22 protein-coding genes and 1 tRNA gene are annotated in these 18,691 nt (G+C 69.0%); 11 read left to right on the top strand and 12 right to left on the bottom strand.

Annotated elements, in window-relative coordinates:
* Genes G6N37_RS17765 through nth form a run of 3 tightly spaced genes read right to left on the bottom strand, consistent with a single transcriptional unit; the run spans nucleotide 1 to nucleotide 2,186 of the window.
* On the bottom strand, nucleotides 1-819 hold the full coding sequence (locus G6N37_RS17765) for an NUDIX hydrolase (protein ID WP_163682379.1): 819 nt from the start codon (nucleotides 817-819) through the stop codon (nucleotides 1-3).
* Nucleotides 820-848: 29 nt separating this feature from the next.
* On the bottom strand, nucleotides 849-1,496 hold the full coding sequence (locus G6N37_RS17770; protein ID WP_163682381.1) for a TlpA disulfide reductase family protein: 648 nt from the start codon (nucleotides 1,494-1,496) through the stop codon (nucleotides 849-851).
* A gap of 9 nt (nucleotides 1,497-1,505) precedes the next feature.
* Nucleotides 1,506-2,186, bottom strand: a complete 681-nt coding sequence (nth, locus tag G6N37_RS17775) for an endonuclease III (RefSeq protein WP_163685178.1) — start codon at nucleotides 2,184-2,186, stop codon at nucleotides 1,506-1,508.
* Between the two features lie 173 nt (nucleotides 2,187-2,359).
* Between nth and G6N37_RS17780 the strand changes: the two genes are divergently transcribed.
* Together G6N37_RS17780 and crp are read left to right on the top strand one after the other, a co-directional pair.
* A complete protein-coding gene (locus tag G6N37_RS17780) occupies nucleotides 2,360-2,755 on the top strand; it encodes a hypothetical protein (protein ID WP_232075064.1) in 396 nt (131 codons plus the stop codon).
* 95 nt (nucleotides 2,756-2,850) lie between these two features.
* Nucleotides 2,851-3,525, top strand: a complete 675-nt coding sequence (crp, locus tag G6N37_RS17785; RefSeq protein ID WP_007166630.1) for a cAMP-activated global transcriptional regulator CRP — start codon at nucleotides 2,851-2,853, stop codon at nucleotides 3,523-3,525.
* A 184-nt stretch (nucleotides 3,526-3,709) separates the two neighbouring features.
* Here crp and G6N37_RS17790 read toward each other — a convergent pair whose 3' ends face one another.
* The 3 genes from G6N37_RS17790 to G6N37_RS17800 are packed head-to-tail and all read right to left on the bottom strand — an operon-like array spanning nucleotide 3,710 to nucleotide 5,124.
* The gene (locus G6N37_RS17790; protein ID WP_163682383.1) at nucleotides 3,710-4,501 is read right to left on the bottom strand and encodes an MBL fold metallo-hydrolase; all 792 of its coding nucleotides are present in this window, start codon (nucleotides 4,499-4,501) and stop codon (nucleotides 3,710-3,712) included.
* Nucleotides 4,498-4,962, bottom strand: a complete 465-nt coding sequence (locus G6N37_RS17795; protein ID WP_163682385.1) for a RidA family protein — start codon at nucleotides 4,960-4,962, stop codon at nucleotides 4,498-4,500. The genes G6N37_RS17790 and G6N37_RS17795 overlap by 4 nt, the downstream gene beginning before the upstream one ends.
* Nucleotides 4,963-5,124, bottom strand: a complete 162-nt coding sequence (locus G6N37_RS17800; RefSeq protein ID WP_007166633.1) for a DUF4177 domain-containing protein — start codon at nucleotides 5,122-5,124, stop codon at nucleotides 4,963-4,965. It lies immediately after the preceding gene.
* A gap of 77 nt (nucleotides 5,125-5,201) precedes the next feature.
* Between G6N37_RS17800 and G6N37_RS17805 the strand changes: the two genes are divergently transcribed.
* Together G6N37_RS17805 and G6N37_RS17810 are read left to right on the top strand one after the other, a co-directional pair.
* Nucleotides 5,202-6,221 (top strand): ArsA-related P-loop ATPase, encoded by a 1,020-nt coding sequence (locus G6N37_RS17805; RefSeq protein WP_163682388.1) that lies wholly within the window; start codon nucleotides 5,202-5,204, stop codon nucleotides 6,219-6,221.
* Nucleotides 6,218-7,375 (top strand): ArsA family ATPase, encoded by a 1,158-nt coding sequence (locus tag G6N37_RS17810; protein WP_163682390.1) that lies wholly within the window; start codon nucleotides 6,218-6,220, stop codon nucleotides 7,373-7,375. The genes G6N37_RS17805 and G6N37_RS17810 overlap by 4 nt, the downstream gene beginning before the upstream one ends.
* A gap of 21 nt (nucleotides 7,376-7,396) precedes the next feature.
* Here the strand turns inward: G6N37_RS17810 and G6N37_RS17815 are convergent, their stop codons facing one another.
* Complete coding sequence (locus G6N37_RS17815; RefSeq protein WP_083173470.1) at nucleotides 7,397-7,747, bottom strand: WhiB family transcriptional regulator; 351 nt, start codon at nucleotides 7,745-7,747, stop codon at nucleotides 7,397-7,399.
* Nucleotides 7,748-8,107: 360 nt separating this feature from the next.
* Between G6N37_RS17815 and ponA2 the strand changes: the two genes are divergently transcribed.
* From ponA2 to G6N37_RS17840, 5 genes are all read left to right on the top strand, one after another.
* Complete coding sequence (ponA2, locus tag G6N37_RS17820) at nucleotides 8,108-10,537, top strand: transglycosylase/D,D-transpeptidase PonA2 (RefSeq protein WP_163682392.1); 2,430 nt, start codon at nucleotides 8,108-8,110, stop codon at nucleotides 10,535-10,537.
* 70 nt (nucleotides 10,538-10,607) lie between these two features.
* On the top strand, nucleotides 10,608-11,567 hold the full coding sequence (locus G6N37_RS17825; RefSeq protein WP_163682394.1) for a metallophosphoesterase: 960 nt from the start codon (nucleotides 10,608-10,610) through the stop codon (nucleotides 11,565-11,567).
* On the top strand, nucleotides 11,564-12,670 hold the full coding sequence (gene cds1 / locus G6N37_RS17830) for an L-cysteine desulfhydrase Cds1 (protein WP_179961856.1): 1,107 nt from the start codon (nucleotides 11,564-11,566) through the stop codon (nucleotides 12,668-12,670). The genes G6N37_RS17825 and cds1 overlap by 4 nt, the downstream gene beginning before the upstream one ends.
* 61 nt (nucleotides 12,671-12,731) lie before the next feature.
* A tRNA-Pro gene (locus tag G6N37_RS17835) sits at nucleotides 12,732-12,805 on the top strand.
* Between the two features lie 81 nt (nucleotides 12,806-12,886).
* Entirely contained in the window at nucleotides 12,887-13,462 is a 576-nt protein-coding gene (locus G6N37_RS17840; protein WP_163682396.1) for a hypothetical protein, read from the top strand.
* Nucleotides 13,463-13,488: 26 nt separating this feature from the next.
* Here G6N37_RS17840 and G6N37_RS17845 read toward each other — a convergent pair whose 3' ends face one another.
* From G6N37_RS17845 to G6N37_RS25945, 3 genes are all read right to left on the bottom strand, one after another.
* A complete protein-coding gene (locus G6N37_RS17845; RefSeq protein WP_174813846.1) occupies nucleotides 13,489-14,886 on the bottom strand; it encodes a cytochrome P450 in 1,398 nt (465 codons plus the stop codon).
* Nucleotides 14,887-14,941: 55 nt separating this feature from the next.
* Entirely contained in the window at nucleotides 14,942-15,244 is a 303-nt protein-coding gene (locus G6N37_RS17850) for a DUF4193 domain-containing protein (protein WP_163682398.1), read from the bottom strand.
* A gap of 74 nt (nucleotides 15,245-15,318) precedes the next feature.
* Nucleotides 15,319-15,609, bottom strand: coding sequence for a hypothetical protein (locus G6N37_RS25945; RefSeq protein WP_174813847.1), 291 nt, complete (start codon nucleotides 15,607-15,609; stop codon nucleotides 15,319-15,321).
* 295 nt (nucleotides 15,610-15,904) lie between these two features.
* Here G6N37_RS25945 and G6N37_RS17860 point away from each other — a divergent pair, with 295 nt between their 5' ends.
* Nucleotides 15,905-16,600 (top strand): HAD family hydrolase, encoded by a 696-nt coding sequence (locus G6N37_RS17860; RefSeq protein ID WP_163682400.1) that lies wholly within the window; start codon nucleotides 15,905-15,907, stop codon nucleotides 16,598-16,600.
* Here the strand turns inward: G6N37_RS17860 and G6N37_RS17865 are convergent.
* Together G6N37_RS17865 and G6N37_RS17870 are read right to left on the bottom strand one after the other, a co-directional pair.
* Nucleotides 16,565-17,065 (bottom strand): DUF6328 family protein, encoded by a 501-nt coding sequence (locus G6N37_RS17865; RefSeq protein WP_163682402.1) that lies wholly within the window; start codon nucleotides 17,063-17,065, stop codon nucleotides 16,565-16,567. The two genes, G6N37_RS17860 and G6N37_RS17865, sit on opposite strands and share 36 nt — an antisense overlap.
* Before the next feature lie 189 nt (nucleotides 17,066-17,254).
* Nucleotides 17,255-17,623: an STAS domain-containing protein gene (locus G6N37_RS17870; RefSeq protein WP_163682404.1), complete on the bottom strand. Its 369-nt coding sequence runs from the start codon at nucleotides 17,621-17,623 to the stop codon at nucleotides 17,255-17,257.
* Nucleotides 17,624-17,785: 162 nt separating this feature from the next.
* Between G6N37_RS17870 and G6N37_RS17875 the strand changes: the two genes are divergently transcribed.
* Nucleotides 17,786-18,688, top strand: a complete 903-nt coding sequence (locus tag G6N37_RS17875) for an STAS domain-containing protein (protein WP_163682406.1) — start codon at nucleotides 17,786-17,788, stop codon at nucleotides 18,686-18,688.
* Nucleotides 18,689-18,691: the final 3 nt, after the last annotated feature.

Consider the following 18,691-nt stretch of genomic DNA (forward strand, 5'->3'; position numbering starts at 1 on the left):
TCATCGCCGGGGCCCACCCTGGTCGCCGACCAGCGCCATCGCCGCGTCCAACTCGCGGACGTCGGTGCTGTCCCAGGGCCGGGCCCAGCCCGCGACGTCGAGCATCGCAGAGATCACCTGGCCAGTGAATCCCCAGACCAGCATCTCGTTCAGCAGAAACGCCGGTCCGGCCCACCTGCGGCCGAGGTCACCCCGGTACACCATCAGCCGGTTGGCCGGGTTGACGAAGGCGCGCACCGGAACCCGCGCCACGATCGCGGTTTCCGCCTCGTTGACGACGGCCACCGGCCCGGGATCGGGCGAATACGCGAGCACCGGGACGACGTGAAACCGCGACGGCGCGATGAACGTGCGTTCCATCGTGACCAACGGACGCAACCGGGACACGTCGATCCCGGTCTCCTCCTGGGCTTCTCGCAGGGCGGTGGTCACCGGCCCGTCATCGGTGGGATCGGAGGCGCCGCCGGGAAACGCCGCCTGACCGGCGTGATGACGCAGCGTCGATGCCCGGACGGTGACCAGCAGGTCCGCGTCGTCGGGGACGCTGCGGTCGCCCCGAGCGGACGGGGAGCCCGAGAACAGCACCAGGACGGCGGCTTCGCGGCCCCCGCCGCCCATCGCCGACAACGACGCGCCCCCGCCGGTGATCATCGCCAGCACGTCGGCCGGTAGCCGGCGCCGATACGCGTCCGGCATCTGCGCGACGTTGTCGACCAGGGGGCGCAGCCACGCCGGTGAGGCCTCGGGCGTCAGCGGAACCGTCCCGCGCGCACGGGCTGAGATCCCACCGTCCGTGGGGGGCGTACCCCCGACACTCACCGGGCGCTCCAGTCGGTCCAATTTGCGGTTTATCCCTTGTCATTTCCGACCGCGGCAGCGATCTCGTCGGCACTTCCGAAAGCCCGCGGCAGCATCTGCGCAACGCTACCGTCCGGCCGCAGAACCACCGTCGCAGGCATCACGTTTACCACGCCCAGGGCCGCCGCGACCCGGCGGCGGCCGTCCTGCAGGGTCGGCAGCCGAACACCCAGTTCGGCCAGCCGCAGCAATGCCGCGGTCTCGTTCTCGTCTTGATGCACGGTCACCACCGTCACGCTCGGCCCCGCTCGCCGTTGATATTCGGCCATCGCGGGCAGTTCGGCCGCGCAGGGCGCGCACCAATACGCCCAGAGGTTGAGGACCACCCGGCGCCCGGCCAGCGCGCGGGCCACATCGACGACAGAACCGTCCGCGGCGCACTCGGCCGTGACGCCGCGCAGGGCCTCGGGGCCGGGCCCGTCGCCCGCGGCGGGACAGGGCGCCAGGTCGGCCCGCCGCCGCGGGCCCGCCAGCGCGGCCGCCGTGTCGGCGTCGCGGTGTTCGCGGTCGGGCGTGTGCACACCGGTGCCGGGCCCCGACGTCGTCGCGGACTCGTCGCGCAGCTGGGTCACCAGGGCGGCGGTCAGCGCCGCCACCACCGCGAGGATCGCGATCGTCCAGCGCGTGGTGCGCGTCAAGGCCGTGCCCTACAGGCCGGCCAGGGCCAGCAGGTGCTCGGTCTCCGGACCCCGCACCAGCGGCGCGGCCAGCAGCGGCTCCGTGGGACCGAGACCGAACGAGGGGCAGTCCTTGGCCACGACACACACGCCGCAGGCCGGCTTGCGCGCGTGGCACACCCGGCGGCCGTGGAAGATCACGCGGTGGCTCAGCATGGTCCATTCGCTGCGTTCGATCAGCTCGCCCGCCGCGCGCTCGATCTTGACCGGGTCCTTGTCCGCGGTCCAGCGCCACCGGTGCAGCAGCCGCGCGAAGTGGGTGTCGACCGTGATGCCGGGGACGCCGAACGCGTTGCCCAGGATCACGTTGGCGGTCTTGCGTCCCACCCCGGGCAGCGTGACCAGTTCCTCCATGGTGGAGGGCACCTCGCCGTCGAACCGCTCGACCAGGGCCTGCCCCAGGCCGATGAGGGAGGTCGCCTTGTTCCGGAAGAACCCCGTCGGACGGATCAGGTTTTCCAGCTCGTCGCGGTCGGCCTGCGCGTAGTCCAGCGCCGAGGGGTAGCGCTTGAACAACGCCGGCGTCGTCAGGTTCACCCGTTTGTCGGTGCTCTGCGCGGACAGGATGGTGGCGACCGTCAGCTCGAGCGGTGTGGTGAAGTCCAGCTCGCAGTGCGCGTCCGGAAACGCCTGCGCCAGCGCCCGATTCATCCGGCGCGCCCGGCGCACCAAGCCGACGCGGGTCTCCTCGGACCAGCGCCGCGCGGCGTCGCCGCCCGGGGGTGCGGGCGTGGACTTCGTGCGCCCGGACGACTTAGCCGCTGTCACCTACGACAGAGTACTGATTTCGTGATCTCGCCGAGACCTCGTGTTGATTGAAGGCCATGTTTACTCTCCTTGTGTTGTGGTTGCTGGTGGCCGGCGTTCCGGTGCTGCTGATGCTGGCGGCACTCGGCTTGGGCCGGCTCGAGCGCGGACTCGCCCGCGACGACGTCGCGGTGCTGGCGGTCACCGAACTCTTCGAGCGCGTCGAACTCGTCGACATGCACACGCTGGCCCGGGAGGGCCTGCCGGAGGCGCTGGAATACCTGCACCGCCGCGAGGCTCGGGAACTGTCGGAGGCCGCGCTGGCCGGGCTGACGGCCCGGCCACGGCACGCGGCGCCGTCGTTTGCCGCCAGCTTCGTCGACCATGCGGAGCTGACATTGCCGACGCGAATACACCCGCAGTCGCGGATCAATCCGCAGTTTAAGGCCACTCGACCCGTCAATCGTGTGTAGCGTTGCACGTTGGACAAAATGTCCTACCGCTAGACTCATCACGCGAGTACGGGATTAACCTGCCCGTAGAATCATTGGAAATCTGAAGAGGCAATGTGGACGAGATCCTGGCAAGGGCAGGAATCTTCCAAGGGGTTGAGCCCAGCGCCGTCGCCGCGCTGACCAAGCAACTGCAACCCGTCGACTTCCCCCGTGGGCACACGGTCTTCGCCGAAGGCGAGCCGGGCGATCGGCTGTACATCATCGTCTCGGGGAAGGTGAAGATCGGCCGCCGCTCACCCGACGGCCGGGAGAACCTGCTGACGATCATGGGCCCGTCGGACATGTTCGGTGAGTTGTCGATCTTCGACCCGGGCCCGCGGACTTCCAGCGCGACCACCATCACCGAGGTGCGCGCGGTGTCGATGGACCGCGACGCGCTGCGGGCGTGGATCGCGGATCGTCCCGAGATCGCCGAGCAGCTGTTGCGGGTGTTGGCCCGACGGCTGCGCCGCACCAACAACAACCTGGCCGACCTCATCTTCACCGACGTGCCGGGCCGGGTGGCCAAGCAGCTGCTGCAGCTCGCCCAGCGTTTCGGCACTCAGGAGGGTGGCGCGATGCGGGTCACCCACGACCTGACCCAGGAGGAGATCGCCCAGCTGGTGGGCGCGTCCAGGGAGACGGTGAACAAGGCGCTGGCCGATTTCGCCCACCGCGGCTGGATCCGCCTGGAGGGCAAGAGTGTGCTGATTTCGGACTCCGAAAGGCTGGCCCGCCGAGCGAGGTAAGCGCGCGCGGAGCGCGGGCGCAACCGAGCGAGAAACCGAACCCCGAGCGAGGTAAGCGCGCGCGGAGCGCGGGCGCAACCGAGCGAGGTAAGCGCACACGGTATGCACGCGAATTGCGCCGAGATCGGCCTTATCGACACGCTCTCTCGAGCTTTTCCGCGTTAACGCCCATTTCGGTGCGAGTTCAGCGCTGCAAATAGTCCAGCTGCGCCTGAACCGACCATTCGGCGGCGTCCCAGAGTTTCTCGTCGACGTCTACATAGACGTGTTCGACGACCTGGCGCGCGGTGGCGTCGTCGCCGATGTCCCGCAACGCCGCGCGCACCTGCTCCAGGCGTTCGCGCCGGTGCTTCAGGTAGCCCGACGCGACGGCCTGAAGGTCGGGCAGGTCGGGCCCGTGACCGGGCAGCACCGTCCGGGGCCCGAGCCCGCGTAGCCGCCGCAGCGACTCCAGGTAGTCGGCCAGGCTGCCGTCTTCCTTATCTATCACGGTGGTGCCGCGCCCCAGCACGCTGTCCGCGGTGAGCACGGCGTCGTCGAGCACGAACGAAAACGAGTCGGCGGTGTGGCCGGGGGTGGCCATCGCCTTGATCTTGAGGCCGGCCGCGTCGATCATCTCCCCGTCGGTGAGGTGGCCGCCAAAACCGCGCAGGAACCCGCTGCCCGCCGAGCGCACCGTCGCGCCGGTCCGCTCGACCAGCTTGTCGATGCCGTCGGTGTGATCGCCGTGCCGGTGACTGATCAGCACCAGGGTGATGCGGCCCAGGCCGGCGACCCGGGCGAGGTGTTCGTCGTCGTCGGGCCCGGGATCCACGACGACCATCTCGTCGCTGCCCTCGCCGCGCAGCACCCACGTGTTGGTGCCCTCGAGCGTCAGCAAGCCCGGGTTGTCGGCCAACAGGACCGAGGCCGTGTCGGTGACCGGCCGCAACCTGCCGTAGGCGGGATGGCTCAGTGACTCGGGCGCGTCGGTCACGGTCGTGAGCCGACCTCCACGATGAGCTCCACTTCCACCGGCGCATCCAGCGGCAGCTCGGACACCCCGACCGCCGACCGCGCGTGCGCGCCGTCATCGCCGAACACCTCGGCGAGCAGCTCGGAAGCCCCGTTGATGACGCCGGGCTGGCCGTTGAAACCCGGTGCGGACGCGACGAATCCGACGACCTTGACCACTCGGGTCACCGCATCGATGCCCACCAGCGAATCGATGGCGGCCAAGGCGTTGAGCGCGCAGATCCGCGCCAGCGCCTTGCCGTCCTCCGGGCTGACCTGTGCCCCGACCTTGCCGGTCCCGGCCAGCTGCCCGGCCTGCATCGGCAGCTGACCCGCGGTGTAGACCAGGTCACCCGTGCGCACCGCGGGCACGTAGGCGGCCAGCGGCGCCACCACCTCCGGGAGCGCGACCCCGAGTCGCGCGAGCCGGGCCGACGCCGTCATCTACTTGGGGCGCTTCAAATAAGCGACGTGTTGCTCACCGGTGGGACCGGGCAGTACGGACACCAGTTCCCAGCCGTCGGCACCCCACTGGTCGAGAATCTGTTTGGTGGCGTGGGTCAGCAGCGGGACCGTGACGTATTCCCATGCGGTCGGTTGGCTCATGGCGCGAGCTTATCGGTCGGATGTGAACGGCTCTGGCCTGCCCGGGGGCCGGGCGCCGGGCGGGCTAGCATGCGAAGGTGGCAAACACATCGAGCGGCGGTAGCGCCGTCGGCTGGCCGGCGCGGCTGTCCAAAGCGCGCCTGCATTTCGTCACCGGCAAAGGCGGTACGGGCAAGTCGACGATAGCGGCCGCACTGGCACTGACCCTGGCATCCGGAGGCCGCAAGGTGCTCCTCGTGGAAGTCGAAGGGCGGCAAGGCATTGCGCAGCTCTTCGACGTCCCGCCGCTGCCTTACCAGGAGGTCAAGATCGCGACCGCCGAACACGGCGGACAGGTCAACGCCCTGGCGATCGACATCGAGGCGGCGTTCCTGGAATACCTGGACATGTTCTACAACCTCGGCATCGCCGGGCGGGCGATGCGTCGCATCGGCGCCATCGAGTTCGCCACGACGATCGCGCCGGGCCTGCGCGACGTGCTGCTCACCGGGAAGATCAAGGAGTCGGTGGTGCGTGTCGACAAGAACCGGCTTCCGGTTTACGACGCGGTTGTCGTCGACGCCCCCCCGACGGGGCGAATCGCCCGCTTCCTGGACGTCACCAAGGCCGTGTCGGATCTGGCCAAGGGCGGGCCGGTGCACTCGCAGAGCGAGGGCGTGGTGAAGCTGCTGCACTCCGACCAGACCGCCATCCACCTGGTCACCCTGCTGGAGGCGCTCCCGGTGCAGGAGACGCTCGAAGCCATCGAGGAGCTCGCCGAGATGGAGCTGCCGATCGGCAGCGTGATCGTGAACCGCAACATCGCGTCGCACCTGCAGCCCGCCGACCTGGCGAAGGCCGCCGAGGGAGACGTGGACGCGGACTCACTGCGGGCGGGGCTTCAGACGGCGGGGATCAAGCTGAACGACGCCGACTTCGCCGGGCTGCTGACCGAAACCATCGAGCATGCGACGGTCATCGCCGCGCGCGCCGAGATCGCCCAGCAGCTGGACGCGTGGCAGGTGCCGCGCCTCGAACTGCCGGCGATCTCCGACGGAGTCGACCTCGGAAGTCTTTATGAGCTTTCGGAATCGCTTGCGCAGCAGGGAGTTCGATGAGTACCACGCCGAATCGGCTTGACATGGCGACGATCCTGGCCGACACGACCAACCGGGTGGTGGTGTGCTGCGGCGCCGGCGGGGTGGGCAAGACCACCACCGCGGCCGCGATGGCGTTGCGCGCGGCCGAATACGGCCGCAACGTGTGCGTCCTGACGATCGACCCGGCCAAGCGATTGGCACAGGCGCTGGGGGTCAGCGATCTCGGCAACACCCCGCAGCGGGTGCCCCTGGGGCCCGAGGTTCCCGGCGAGTTGCACGCGATGATGCTCGACATGCGCCGCACGTTCGATGAGATGGTGGTCCAGTACTCCGGAAACGGTCGGGCGCAAGCGATTCTGGACAACCAGTTCTATCAGACCGTCGCCAGCTCGCTCGCCGGGACGCAGGAGTACATGGCGATGGAGAAGCTGGGGCAGCTGCTGGCCGAGGACCGATGGGACCTGGTGGTGGTGGACACCCCGCCGTCGCGCAACGCGCTGGACTTCCTGGACGCACCCAAGCGACTGGGCAGCTTCATGGACAGCCGATTGTGGCGGCTGCTGCTCGCGCCGGGCCGGGGCATCGGCCGATTGGTCACGGGCGCAATGGGTTTGGCGATGAAGGCGATGTCCACCGTGCTCGGCTCGCAGATGCTGAGCGACGCGGCGGCGTTCGTCCAGTCGCTGGACGCCACCTTCGGCGGATTCCGCGAGAAGGCGGATCGCACCTACGCGCTGCTGAAGAGGCGCGGTACCCAGTTCGTCGTCGTGTCGGCGGCCGAGCCCGACGCGCTGCGCGAGGCCTCGTTCTTCGTCGACCGGTTGTCGCAAGAAGGCATGCCGCTCGCCGGGCTGGTCCTGAACCGCACCCACCCCACGCTGTGTTCGTTACCCGCCGAGCGGGCGATCGACGGGGCCGAAACGCTGGAGGCTCAGCCGAATTCCGGGGCGGCGTCGTTGGCCGCGGCCGTGCTGAAGATTCATGCCGAACGCGCGCAGACCGCCAAGCGGGAGATCAGGTTGCTGTCGCGCTTCACCGGGGCCAATCCGCACGTGCCGGTCGTCGGCGTCCCCTCGCTGCCGTTCGACGTCTCGGATCTGGAAGCGCTGCGCGCGCTCGCCGATCAGATCACCGCCACCGGCGACGACGCCGCGCGGGCGACCGGGCGCTAGCAGGCCGCTCGAACCGCGGACTCAGCCGACGTTGCGGGTTCGCCTCTTGTCGAAGAAGTCGGCCCAGGACACCACCTCGGGGTGCTGCTTGAGCAGCGCCCGGCGCTGACGCTCGGTCATGCCGCCCCAGACGCCGAACTCGACTTTGTTGTCCAGCGCGTCCGCGCCGCACTCCTGCATGACCGGGCAGTGCCTGCAGATGACGGCGGCTTTGCGTTGGGCGGCTCCCCGGACGAAGAGTTCGTCCGGATCCGTGGTCCGGCACAGTGCTTTGGAAACCCAGGCGATCCGTTCTTCGGCGTCAACGCTGCGGAGTACCCCTTGTGCGGCCGCAATGTTTGTCCTACGCGCCGCAGGCCGTGTTCCTGACACGAGCTGGTCCCTTCCCTACCGGCCGCCCTCGCGACCGCCCTCCTGGGGTGCAGATCCTGACCTGCGATCTACGCCACACTGTGTACATCGGTGTTACCTGAATCTCACCGTGTGTCTAAGTTAGGTGGTCAGCTGCCAATTGCGCAACAGTCCGATAACGCTTTTTTTGGGACGGGCGTGCCGTCTCGCCTCAGAAGGGTAGGCGAAGAAGTGATCTTGCACACGTCCGTGGAGCCGCTCCACTGACGCGCCCGACAATTTTAACGCGGCGGCGGGCGTAAAGCGCTGGTCATTGACCGGCCAAAATGTGGGCGAACGCGCAGCGTGGCGGCGTGACTGGGGGCCGCTACTGTAGTAGCCATGTCAGACCGCCCCCCGGCCGCGCTCACGATCCTCAAGCTTGCGGGGTGCTGCTTGCTGGCCGGTGTCGTCGCCACGGCGCTGATGTTTCCGTTCGCGGGCGGATTGGGGCTGGTGTCCAACCGGGCGTCCGAGGTCGTCGCCAACGGCTCGGCCCAACTCCTCGAGGGCGAGATACCCGCGGTGTCGACGATGGTCGACGCGAAGGGCAACACCATCGCCTGGCTGTACTCCCAGCGCCGGTTCGAGGTGCCCAGCGACAAGATCGCCAACACGATGAAGCTGGCGATCGTGTCCATCGAGGACAAGCGGTTCGCCGACCACAACGGGGTGGACTGGAAGGGCACGCTGACCGGGCTGGCCGGCTATGCCCGCGGTGACGTCGACACCCGCGGCGGTTCGACCATCGAGCAGCAGTACATCAAGAACTACCAATTGCTGGTGACGGCGAAGACCGACGCCGAGAAGCGCGCCGCCGTGGAGACCACCCCGGCGCGCAAGCTGCGCGAGATCCGGATGGCGCTCACCCTGGACAAGACGTTCACCAAGCCCGAGATCCTGACGCGCTACCTGAATCTGGTGTCCTTCGGCAACGGTTCCTTCGGCGTGCAGGACGCGGCGCAGACCTACTTCGGCATCAACGCATCGGACCTGAACTGGCAGCAGGCGGCGCTGCTGGCGGGCATGGTGCAGTCGACCAGCGCGCTGAACCCCTACACCAATCCCGAGGGCGCGCTGGCGCGGCGAAACCTGGTGCTGGACACCATGATCGAGAACATCCCGCAGGAGGCGGACGCGTTGCGCGCCGCCAAGGCCACCCCGCTGGGTGTGCTGCCGCAGCCCAACGAGCTGCCGCGGGGCTGCATCGCGGCCGGCGACCGCGCGTTCTTCTGCGACTACGTCCAGGAGTACCTGTCGCGCGCCGGAATCAGCAAGGAACAAGTGGCCCGCGGCGGCTACCTGATCCGCACCACGCTGGACCCCGACGTGCAGATCCCGGTCAAGGCGGCCATCGACCAGTTCGCCAGCCCGACGCTGCCGGGCATCTCCAGCGTGATGAGCGTGATCCAGCCCGGCAAGACGTCGCACAAGGTGATGGCGATGGCCAGCAACCGTACCTACGGCCTTAACCTCGACGCCGGCGAAACCATGCGGCCGCAGCCCTTCTCGTTGGTCGGCGACGGCGCGGGGTCGGTCTTCAAGATCTTCACCACCGCGGCCGCCCTGGACATGGGCATGGGCACCAACGCCACGCTCGACGTGCCGGCGCGCTTCCAGGCCAAGGGCATGGGCAGCGGCGGGGCCAAGGGCTGCCCCAAGGACACCTGGTGCGTGGTCAACGCCGGCAACTACCGGGGGTCGATGAACGTGACCGAGGCGCTGGCCACCTCGCCCAACACTGCGTTCGCCAAGCTCATCCAGCAGGTCGGGGTGACGCGCACGGTGGACATGGCGATCAAGCTCGGTCTGCGGTCCTACGCCGACCCGGGTACCGCCCGCGACTACAACCCCGACAGCAACGAGAGCCTGGCCGACTTCGTCAAACGGCAGAACATCGGCTCGTTCACCCTGGGCCCCATCGAGGTGAACGCGCTGGAACTGTCCAACGTCGCGGCCACGCTGGCCTCCGGCGGCACGTGGTGCCCGCCCAACCCGATCGACAAGCTGATCGACCGGCACGGCAACGAAGTCGCCGTGACCACCGAGACCTGCGATCAAGTGGTGCCCGAAGGCTTGGCGAACACCCTGGCCAACGCGATGAGCAAGGACGCGGTGGGCGGCGGCACCGCCTCCGGCTCGGCCGGGGCCGCGGGCTGGACCCTGCCGGTGTCCGGCAAGACGGGCACCACCGAGGCGCACCGCTCCTCGGGCTTCGTGGGGTTCACCAACCACTACGCCGCGGCCAACTACATCTACGACGACTCGACGACGCCGACGGACCTGTGCTCGTCGCCGCTGCGCCATTGCAGCGAGGGCGACCTATACGGCGGTAACGAGCCGGCCCGCACCTGGTTCACGGCGATGAAGCCGATCGCGACCAACTTCGGTCCGGTGCAGTTGCCGCCCACCGATCCCCGTTACGTCGACGGCTCACCCGGGTCGCGGGTGCCCAGCGTCGCCGGCCTCGACATCGATGCGGCGCGCACCCGCCTGAAGGAAGCCGGTTTCCAGGTCGCCGACCAGAACAACTTCGTCAACAGCTCCGCCAAGCAGGGCGAGGTGGTCGGAACCTCGCCGAGCGGCGCGACGATACCCGGGTCGATCATCACCATCCAGGTCAGCAACGGCATCCCGCCGGCACCCCCGCCGCCCCCGGAGGGCGCGCCGGTGCCGGTCGGCTCGCAGGTGGTGGAGATCCCGGGTCTGCCCCCGATCACCATTCCGCTCCTGGCGCCGCCGCCTCCGCCGCCGGGGCAGCCGCCCCCGTAGACCGGGCGACCCGTGACGCCGCGGCGCAAGCTATACGTTGCCAAAGCGCAACCGGCAGTAGGCTGCCAGCATGGCTGATGTTTTGCCCACGCTGATCCGCACCGGTGCCGTCGCGCTCGGTTCGGCCGTCGCCGGCATCGGTTATGCCGCCGTCGTCGAGCGCAACGCCTTCGTCCTGCGCGAGATAACCATGCCCGTCTTGACGCCCGGCTCGACGCCGCTGCGGGTGCTGCATATCAGCGATCTGCACATGCTGCCCGACCAGCGCCGCAAACAGGCCTGGCTGCGCGAGCTGAGCAACTGGGAACCCGACCTGGTGGTCAACACCGGCGACAACCTGGCCCACCCCAAAGCCGTGCCCGCGGTGGTGCAGGCCCTCGGGGATCTACTCTCGCGGCCGGGTGTCTTCGTGTTCGGCAGCAACGACTACTTCGGGCCGCGCCTGAAGAACCCGCTGAAATACGTGACCAACCCGTCGCACCGGGTGCACGGCGAGCCGCTGCCCTGGCAGGATCTGCGGGCGGCCTTCACCGAGCGCGGGTGGCTCGACCTCACCCACACGCGGCGCGAGTTCGAGGTGGCCGGCCTGCACGTCGCCGCCGCCGGCGTCGACGACCCGCACATCGACCGGGACCGCTACGAGACGATCGCGGGCCCGGCCAGCCCGGCCGCGAACCTGCGACTCGGGCTGACCCATTCCCCGGAGCCGCGGGTGCTGGACCGCTTCGCCGCCGACGGCTACCAGCTGGTGATGGCCGGGCACACCCACGGCGGGCAGGTCTGCCTGCCGGTCTACGGCGCCCTGGTGACCAACTGCGGCCTGGACCGGTCCCGCGCGAAGGGGCCGTCCCGGTGGGGGGCGAACATGCAGCTGCATGTCTCCGCCGGGATCGGCACCTCGCCGTTCGCGCCGGTGCGCTTCTGTTGCAGGCCGGAGGCGACGCTGCTGACGCTGATCGCCACGCCGATGGGCGGTCGCGATTCGGCCAGCGACCTGAGCCGTTCGCAGCCAACAGTTTCGGTGCGTTGAGCGAGCGGACCCGGATCGCGGTCCGCAGCCGCTCGCGGCACTGGACGGACGACGCGATCCGGCTGATCCACGCGGACGCCCGCCGCAGCGCGGACACGCACCTGCTGCGGTACCCGCTGCCATCGGCGTGGGGCGCGGACGTTGACGTGACGCTGTATCTCAAGGACGAGTCGACGCATGTCACCGGCAGCCTCAAGCACCGGCTGGCGCGCTCGTTGTTTCTGTATGCGCTGTGCAACGGGTGGATCAACGAGGGCACCACGGTGGTCGAGGCCTCGTCGGGTTCGACGGCGGTGTCGGAGGCCTACTTCGCGGCCCTGCTGGGGCTGCCGTTCGTCGCCGTGATGCCGGCGTCCACCAGCTCGTCCAAGGTGGCGTTGATCGAAGCCCAGGGCGGCCGTTGCCATTTCGTGCATGACTCGGGCGAGGTGTACGCCGAGGCCGAGCGGGTCGCCCGCGACACCGGCGGCCATTACCTGGATCAATTCACCAACGCCGAACGCGCAACCGACTGGCGCGGCAACAACAACATCGCCGAGTCGATCTTCGACCAGATGGGCGAGGAGACGCATCCCATTCCGGAATGGATCGTGGTCGGCGCGGGCACCGGCGGAACCAGCGCGACGATCGGCCGCTACCTCCGCTACCGGCGGCACGCCACCCGGTTATGCGTCGTGGACCCGGAGAACTCGGCGTTCTTTCCCGCCTACGCCGAGGGCCGCTGCGACATCGTGATGTCCGGGTCCTCTCGCATCGAGGGCATCGGCCGGCCCCGGGTCGAGCCGTCGTTCCTGGCCGACGTGGTCGACCGCATGGTCTTGGTCCCCGACGCGGCGTCGATCGCCGCCGCCCGCCACGCCAGCGCCGTCCTGGGGCGCCGGGTGGGGCCCTCGACCGGCACCAACCTGTGGGGCGCCTTCGGGCTGCTCGCCGAGATGGTCGCCGAGGGACGCAGCGGTTCGGTGGTCACGCTGCTCGCCGACAGCGGCGACCGCTACGCCGACACCTATTTCAGCGACGAGTGGGTCAGCGCCCAGGGACTCGATCCGAGCGGCCCCGCCGAGGCGCTGGCAGAGTTCGAACGCTCCTGCGTGTGGCAGTGACCCGCCACACCGCGATTTGGCCAGCCGCCGGGCCGGTGCGATAGGCTGTCGGAGCTTCACGCGGGGTGTGGCGCAGCTTGGTAGCGCGCTTCGTTCGGGACGAAGAGGCCGTGGGTTCAAATCCCGCCACCCCGACCCAGTTGTGTTAGCTGTCATCGAGGCCGGCCGCGACTTTGACACTGCAACGTCGCGGCTTTGCCATTAAGCTCGGCCTGCATGGCGCCGGTGAGCCCGTCCCACGAGCAGGGCAGGCCGCGCGGGGTTGGCCTCCAGGGCACGGAATTTGCTGATCCCGCGGCGGCGATCGGCGCCCCCGGCCACCCCACCCTGGCGGAAATCGCGCGGCGCCAGCAGGACATCCGGGCGTGGGAAGCGCTGAACGTCGGCGGCTACCGGTTCGCCAAACCCGGCACCATCATCGGCGCGCTGATCTCCGCGGTGCTGGTCGTCCTCGCGGTGACGCCCATCCCACCGAACTGGCCGTGGGACATCCCGACGATGATCCTGGCCGTCTTCACCGCGGTGGCGACGGTGACCTGCGGCCTGTTGTGGTTCGACAATCCGCACCCGGTCCCCCGTCCCGAGCCGTTGGTGATCGTGCCGTTCTCCCGTGCGGAGAACCTGCGGCTGATGCGGGGCCAGGCCGTCGAGTCCTACCGCGCCACCTGCGCCTGCCCCGGCTGCGGCGACATATCCGCGCACCTGATCCGCGAGCCCGGCAAGGACGAACCGGACTGGGCGATGGTGACCCGGCGGTGCGCCGTGTGTGACCGCGAATGGGCGCAGGCCTGAATCGGTTCCACGCCAAGGACACAGCGTTACAACAACGACGGGATTGGCCGGAACCGCACCCTGGTGCCGCGTCGCGGGGCCAGCATGATGGAGCGCCTGACGATCCGCTCCGGCCGCTCGTCAACGGCGCTGAACTCGCCTGCGAGCAGCAGTGTGTGCAGCACGGTGATCAACTCCCGCATCGAAAAGCTCGCGCCCAGACAGCGTTTCGTACCGCCGCCGAACGGGACCCATGCGTGTGTCGGCGCCCGGACGCCCAGGAACCGCTCCGGGCAGAAGTCGTTCGGCCGGTCGTAGGTGCGGGGGTTGCGATTGATCGCGACGATGTGAACGACGATGCGTGTGCCGGCGTCGACCAGATAGTCACCGACCCGAAACGGTTGCGCCGCAACGCGGGACGTCAACGGGGCCGGCGGGCGTATCCGCAACGTCTCGTTGATCACCGCCGTCGTGAAGTCCTCCGCACCGGTGCGGGCTTCGGACCGGACGCGCCGCAACGCATCCGGATGGTGCAACAGCAGGTCGAACACCCAGGCCAGGGTGGTCGCGGTGGTTTCGTGACCCGCCAGCATCAGCGTGGTCACGTCGTCGCGAATCTCGCTGTCCGACAGGCATTCCCCGTTCTCGCCGCGCGCCGACATCAGCAACGCCAAAATGTCGGACCGCTCCCCCAGCCGGGGATCGTTTCGCCGTTCGGCGATGAGCGGCAGGACGACGTCGTCGATTTCCCGGCGCGCGCTCTCGCGGCGGGGCCAGACCCGCAGCGCGCCGAGGTGGCGCAGCGCGTAGCGCACCGTCAATTCCTCGGAGACCCCGAGACTCAGGAGGCGTTCGAAGGGTCCGCCCAAGCGGCGCACATCGTCGGGGTGCTCGACCCCGAACATGACCTTGACGATCACATCCAGCATCAGGGCCCGCGCCGCCGTCAGCATCTCGAAAGGGCGGTCTACCGGCCAGTTGTGCATCGCCGCACGGGCGGCGTCCCGCATGACCGGCACGTAGCCGCTCAGGGCCGCGCCGTGCAGCGCGGGCGTCAGCAGCCTGCGCCGGCGAAGGTGCTCCGGCTCCTCCTGAACGAACATCGAGCCGGACCCGTAGATCGCCGCCGCCGGGCCCACGCCCTCCCCGCCGAGCAGCACGTCCGCCGGGGCGCTGAAAACCTGTTTGGCCAGTTCCGGGTCCGACACGATCGCCACGTTGCCCAGGCTGAGGACGGGCATCGTCATGATGGGCCCGTATCGGCGGATCCATCGCAGCATCCTGCGCTCGCCGCCGACCAGATAGGCGATCGCGTACGCGGTGGCGCAGGCCGGACGGAGCCCGCGCGGCGCGGGCAGGCCGGGCGGACGTCTCGGGGCGTCGGGCCTGCCCCGCCGGCCAACCTCCGCAGCTGCCACGCTGACGACACAAACACGGCTTTTCACCTCCGGTCAAGGCGCGGTTAACGCGCTCCGCGTGAGCCCGACCGGCGTGGCGGCCTTACGCGCAGTCGGCGCAGATGGACAGGCCCGCGTTGGACCTGCGCAACCGGCTGCGGTGCTGCACCAGAAAACAGCTCGAGCAGGTGAATTCGTCGGACCGCTGCGGAATCACCGTCACCGACAGCTCTTCGCCGGACAGGTCGGCGCCGGGCAGCTCGAAGAAGTGCACATCGTTGGGGTCCTCGTCGACCACCGCGGTGGCGGGTCCCTGCAAGGCCGGTGCTAGCTCGCGTATCGCGGACTTGTCCTGGGTGTCCATGTCGGAGCCCCGGCGTGCGTCATAATCGCTTGCGGTCGGCATGGCAGTTCCTTCCTGCTCGTGAGCCGGGCTGACGCACTTTCCTGTACTCACCCGTGGCGCAGGCTGTACCCCGTTCAGCCGCGCGTTACACCGACCGGCCCGAAAAAATTGCGCCACCGCAAATTGTGCCGCCGCAGGCGCCGGGCGATCGCGGGGTAATGCGCCAGCGCGAGTCCCAGCCACGGCGCGACGACCGACACGGCCAGCGCCGCGATGGCGACCCCCTCGTGCCCGACCAACAGCTCGAACAGACCGATCGCCAGGCTGAGCGCCCACACCCCCACGGCCGCGAGCACGGGCAGTGGGAAATCGCGCCCGTACTGGACCGGGTAGTTTGCTGCTCGCAACGAAACGGGCGCGACCATGTTCGGCTTTTACCCGGTCATCGCCCCGATCAAACGTCCCCGCCGGCGGCAGCGCGCCCGCCGGTCTTTGTTAGCTCACAGTGCTCAACCGCTCGGCGGCACGGTGATTCAACTCCACTCCTCTGAGAAAGTCCGTGTACCAATGCGATTCGTGCGGCGGCGCGGTCTCCGTCCGGGCCGGCCGGCTGGGCGGCCACGGAGCCGCAACGGCCCGCCAACGCCGGTTACCCGCCCCCCCGGCCCGAACGACGCCGCACCCCGTGTCAGCGTGCCCGCGCCTGGGTATGCCGCGCAGATGAAACCCGCCGTTCTCTTCGACGTCGACGGAAGCCTGGTCGACTCCAACTACCTGCACGTGCACGCGTGGCAACGGGCCTTCGACGCCGAAGGCCTGCCCGTGGCCGCCTGGCAGATCCACCGCTGCATCGGCATGGACGGCTCCACGCTGGTGCGCACGCTGTCCAAGGATGCCCCGGACGAGGTGCAGGAGCGGCTCAGCGACGGGCACAGCCGCTACTACCGGGAGAGCACGCCCCTGCTCACGCCGCTGCCCGGCGCCCGCGCGCTGCTGCGCCGCGTCGCCGACCTCGGTCTGCAGGTCGTGCTGGCCACCTCGGCCCCCGACGACGAGCTGGAGATCCTGCGCAAGGTCCTCGACTGCGACGACGTCATCTCCGAAACGACGTCCTCGCGCGACGTCGACACCGCCAAACCCGAACCCGGCATCGTGCAGGTCGCACTGGACCGGGCGGGCGTCGATGCCGGCCACGCCGTGTTCGTCGGCGACGCCGTGTGGGACGCGCACGCCGCGGGCGGCGCCGGATTGCCCTGCATCGGGCTGCTCAGCGGCGGCATCGCCCGCGAGGAGCTGCAGGCCGCGGGCGCCGCACCGATCTTCGCCGATCCGCAGGACCTGCTCGAGCATCTGGGCTCGACCCGGATCGCCGAACTGGCGCTACCCGCCGCGGGTGCGCAGCAGCAACGGCAGTAGCCACCAGAACAACGCGAACAGCGTCAGCGCACACCCGCCCGCGATCAGCCCGGGACCGCGCCCGGCCACGGCGGTGAAGACGACGACCGTCACCCCGGTCAGCGCCATGCCCAGCAGCGCCAGCCCGGCGAACGCGCACCGGTGCGCGGCGGACACCAACACCTGCAGGCGATGCCGCCGGAACAGCAGCCGATGCATGCCGACCGGGGCGATCAACAACACCGTCGCGCCCACCGAGCATCCCACCGTCGCGAGATAGAGGTTGCGCATCGGCGGGCTCAAAACGTCGAAACGCTGCTGGAACGGCAGCGTCAACAGGAAACCGGTGAGCAGCTGCACGCCGGTCTGCACCACTCTCAGCTCCTGCAGCAGGCTGTTCCAATTGCGGTCCAGCCGTTGGACTTCGGTTTCGCCCCGCTCGCGGCTGTCCCACCGCTGGTCGCCTTCCGGATTATCGACGTCCATAGCGGTGATCATCGCACCTGACGTGTGCGCCAGCGCCGTTTCGGCGCGGGCCCGCGAGAATCTTGATCGCAGCCGCAATGTGAATTGATTCCGGCGCCCGCTTATTCGCAATCCGTGGCAACGGAAGCACCGGCGGTTTCGCCGAAAGCGTTGTCGCGCAAGCTATCGGCGGTGGTTTGCGCGACGCGCCTAGCGGCCGGCGTTGTCGTCGCGCACCGCGGTCAGCGCGTCGTCCAGCGTCGGGTACAGCGGGAAGGTCTTGTCCAGCCCGGTCAGGTGGATCGGCCTCCTGGTCGCCGGACCGCGCGCGACCACCCCGAACCCCTGCGCCTTGCCAAGCTTCTCGTACGTCGCCGCGAGGATCTTCAGCCCCACCGAACCGAGGAACTCCACCGCCGAAAGGTCGATCACCAGTGCCGTCGGGTTCTCCGCAACCACCGCGCCGATCGCCTGCTCCAGGGCCGGCGCCGTGACCAAATCGATTTCGCCACTGACACTGACCACGGACACCCCATCGTGGTCCTCGACCAACGTGGTAATCGAATCAGGAGCTGACAATGGCAATCCTTTGTCCTGGGGTTCAGGTGTGGTGCAAGCCTAGCCTGCGTCGCGAAACTGCGAGAAGAATATGCCCTCAACACCTGCCCCGCGACAACCCAGGCTAGTCTCGCAAATCGAGCCTGCACATGGCGGGGCGCGGACCGGCACTCGGGAGGTCACATGTCAGATTCGCCGGCGGAGTTCAGCGGCGCTGCTGCCACCGCGCAGGCGCTCGGCATCTCCAGCGAAGGCCTGCTGCCGCAGCTCGTCCAGCACCTGCGGCAAAACCGCACCGTGCTGCGCGAGGAATGGGCGCGCAGGATCACCGAGGCCGAACTGCTCACCGCGATGACGCCGGAGGAGTTGTTCTCCGAGGCGACCGCGGTCTACGACAACTACGTGGAGGTGCTCGAGACCGGTAGCGTCGAGGCGCTGCAGGCCTACGCGCGCGACCTCTCGGAGCGCATCATTCCCCGGGGCGTGGAGACCGACGAGGTCGTCGGCATCGTGCTGCTGCTGCGCGACGTGCTCGCGCGCTCGCTGTTCGAGAAGTACCAGACGGAATTCGAGATGCTCAACCGGGTGCTGGACGCCTACGAGCCGGCGGCCAACCGCATCGCCAACACCGTGGCGGTCAGCTTCGTGCAGGAACGCGAGCGCATCATCCGCCAGCAGCAGGAAGCGATTCGCGAGCTGTCCACGCCGGTGCTGCAGGTGCGTGAACAGCTGCTGATTCTGCCGATCATCGGCGTGCTCGATTCCCAACGCGCCCGCCAGGTCACAGAACAATTGCTGAGAGCCATCCGCGCCAACCGCGCGAAGGTGGTGGTCATCGACATCACGGGTGTGCCGACCATCGACTCCACGGTGGCCAACCACCTGGTGCAGACGGTCGACGCGTCGGGGTTGATGGGCGCCAGCGTCATCATCACCGGCCTGTCCTCCGAGATCGCCCTGACGCTGGTGACGATCGGCCTGGACCTGTCGAAGATGAACGCCGTCGGCGACCTGCAGGGCGGCATCGAGGAAGCCGAGCGGCTGCTGGGCTACGAGGTCACTCGCACCGGCGAGCAGACCGGGTAGCAG

Source organism: Mycobacterium seoulense (assembly GCF_010731595.1).
GTDB lineage: Bacteria > Actinomycetota > Actinomycetes > Mycobacteriales > Mycobacteriaceae > Mycobacterium > Mycobacterium seoulense.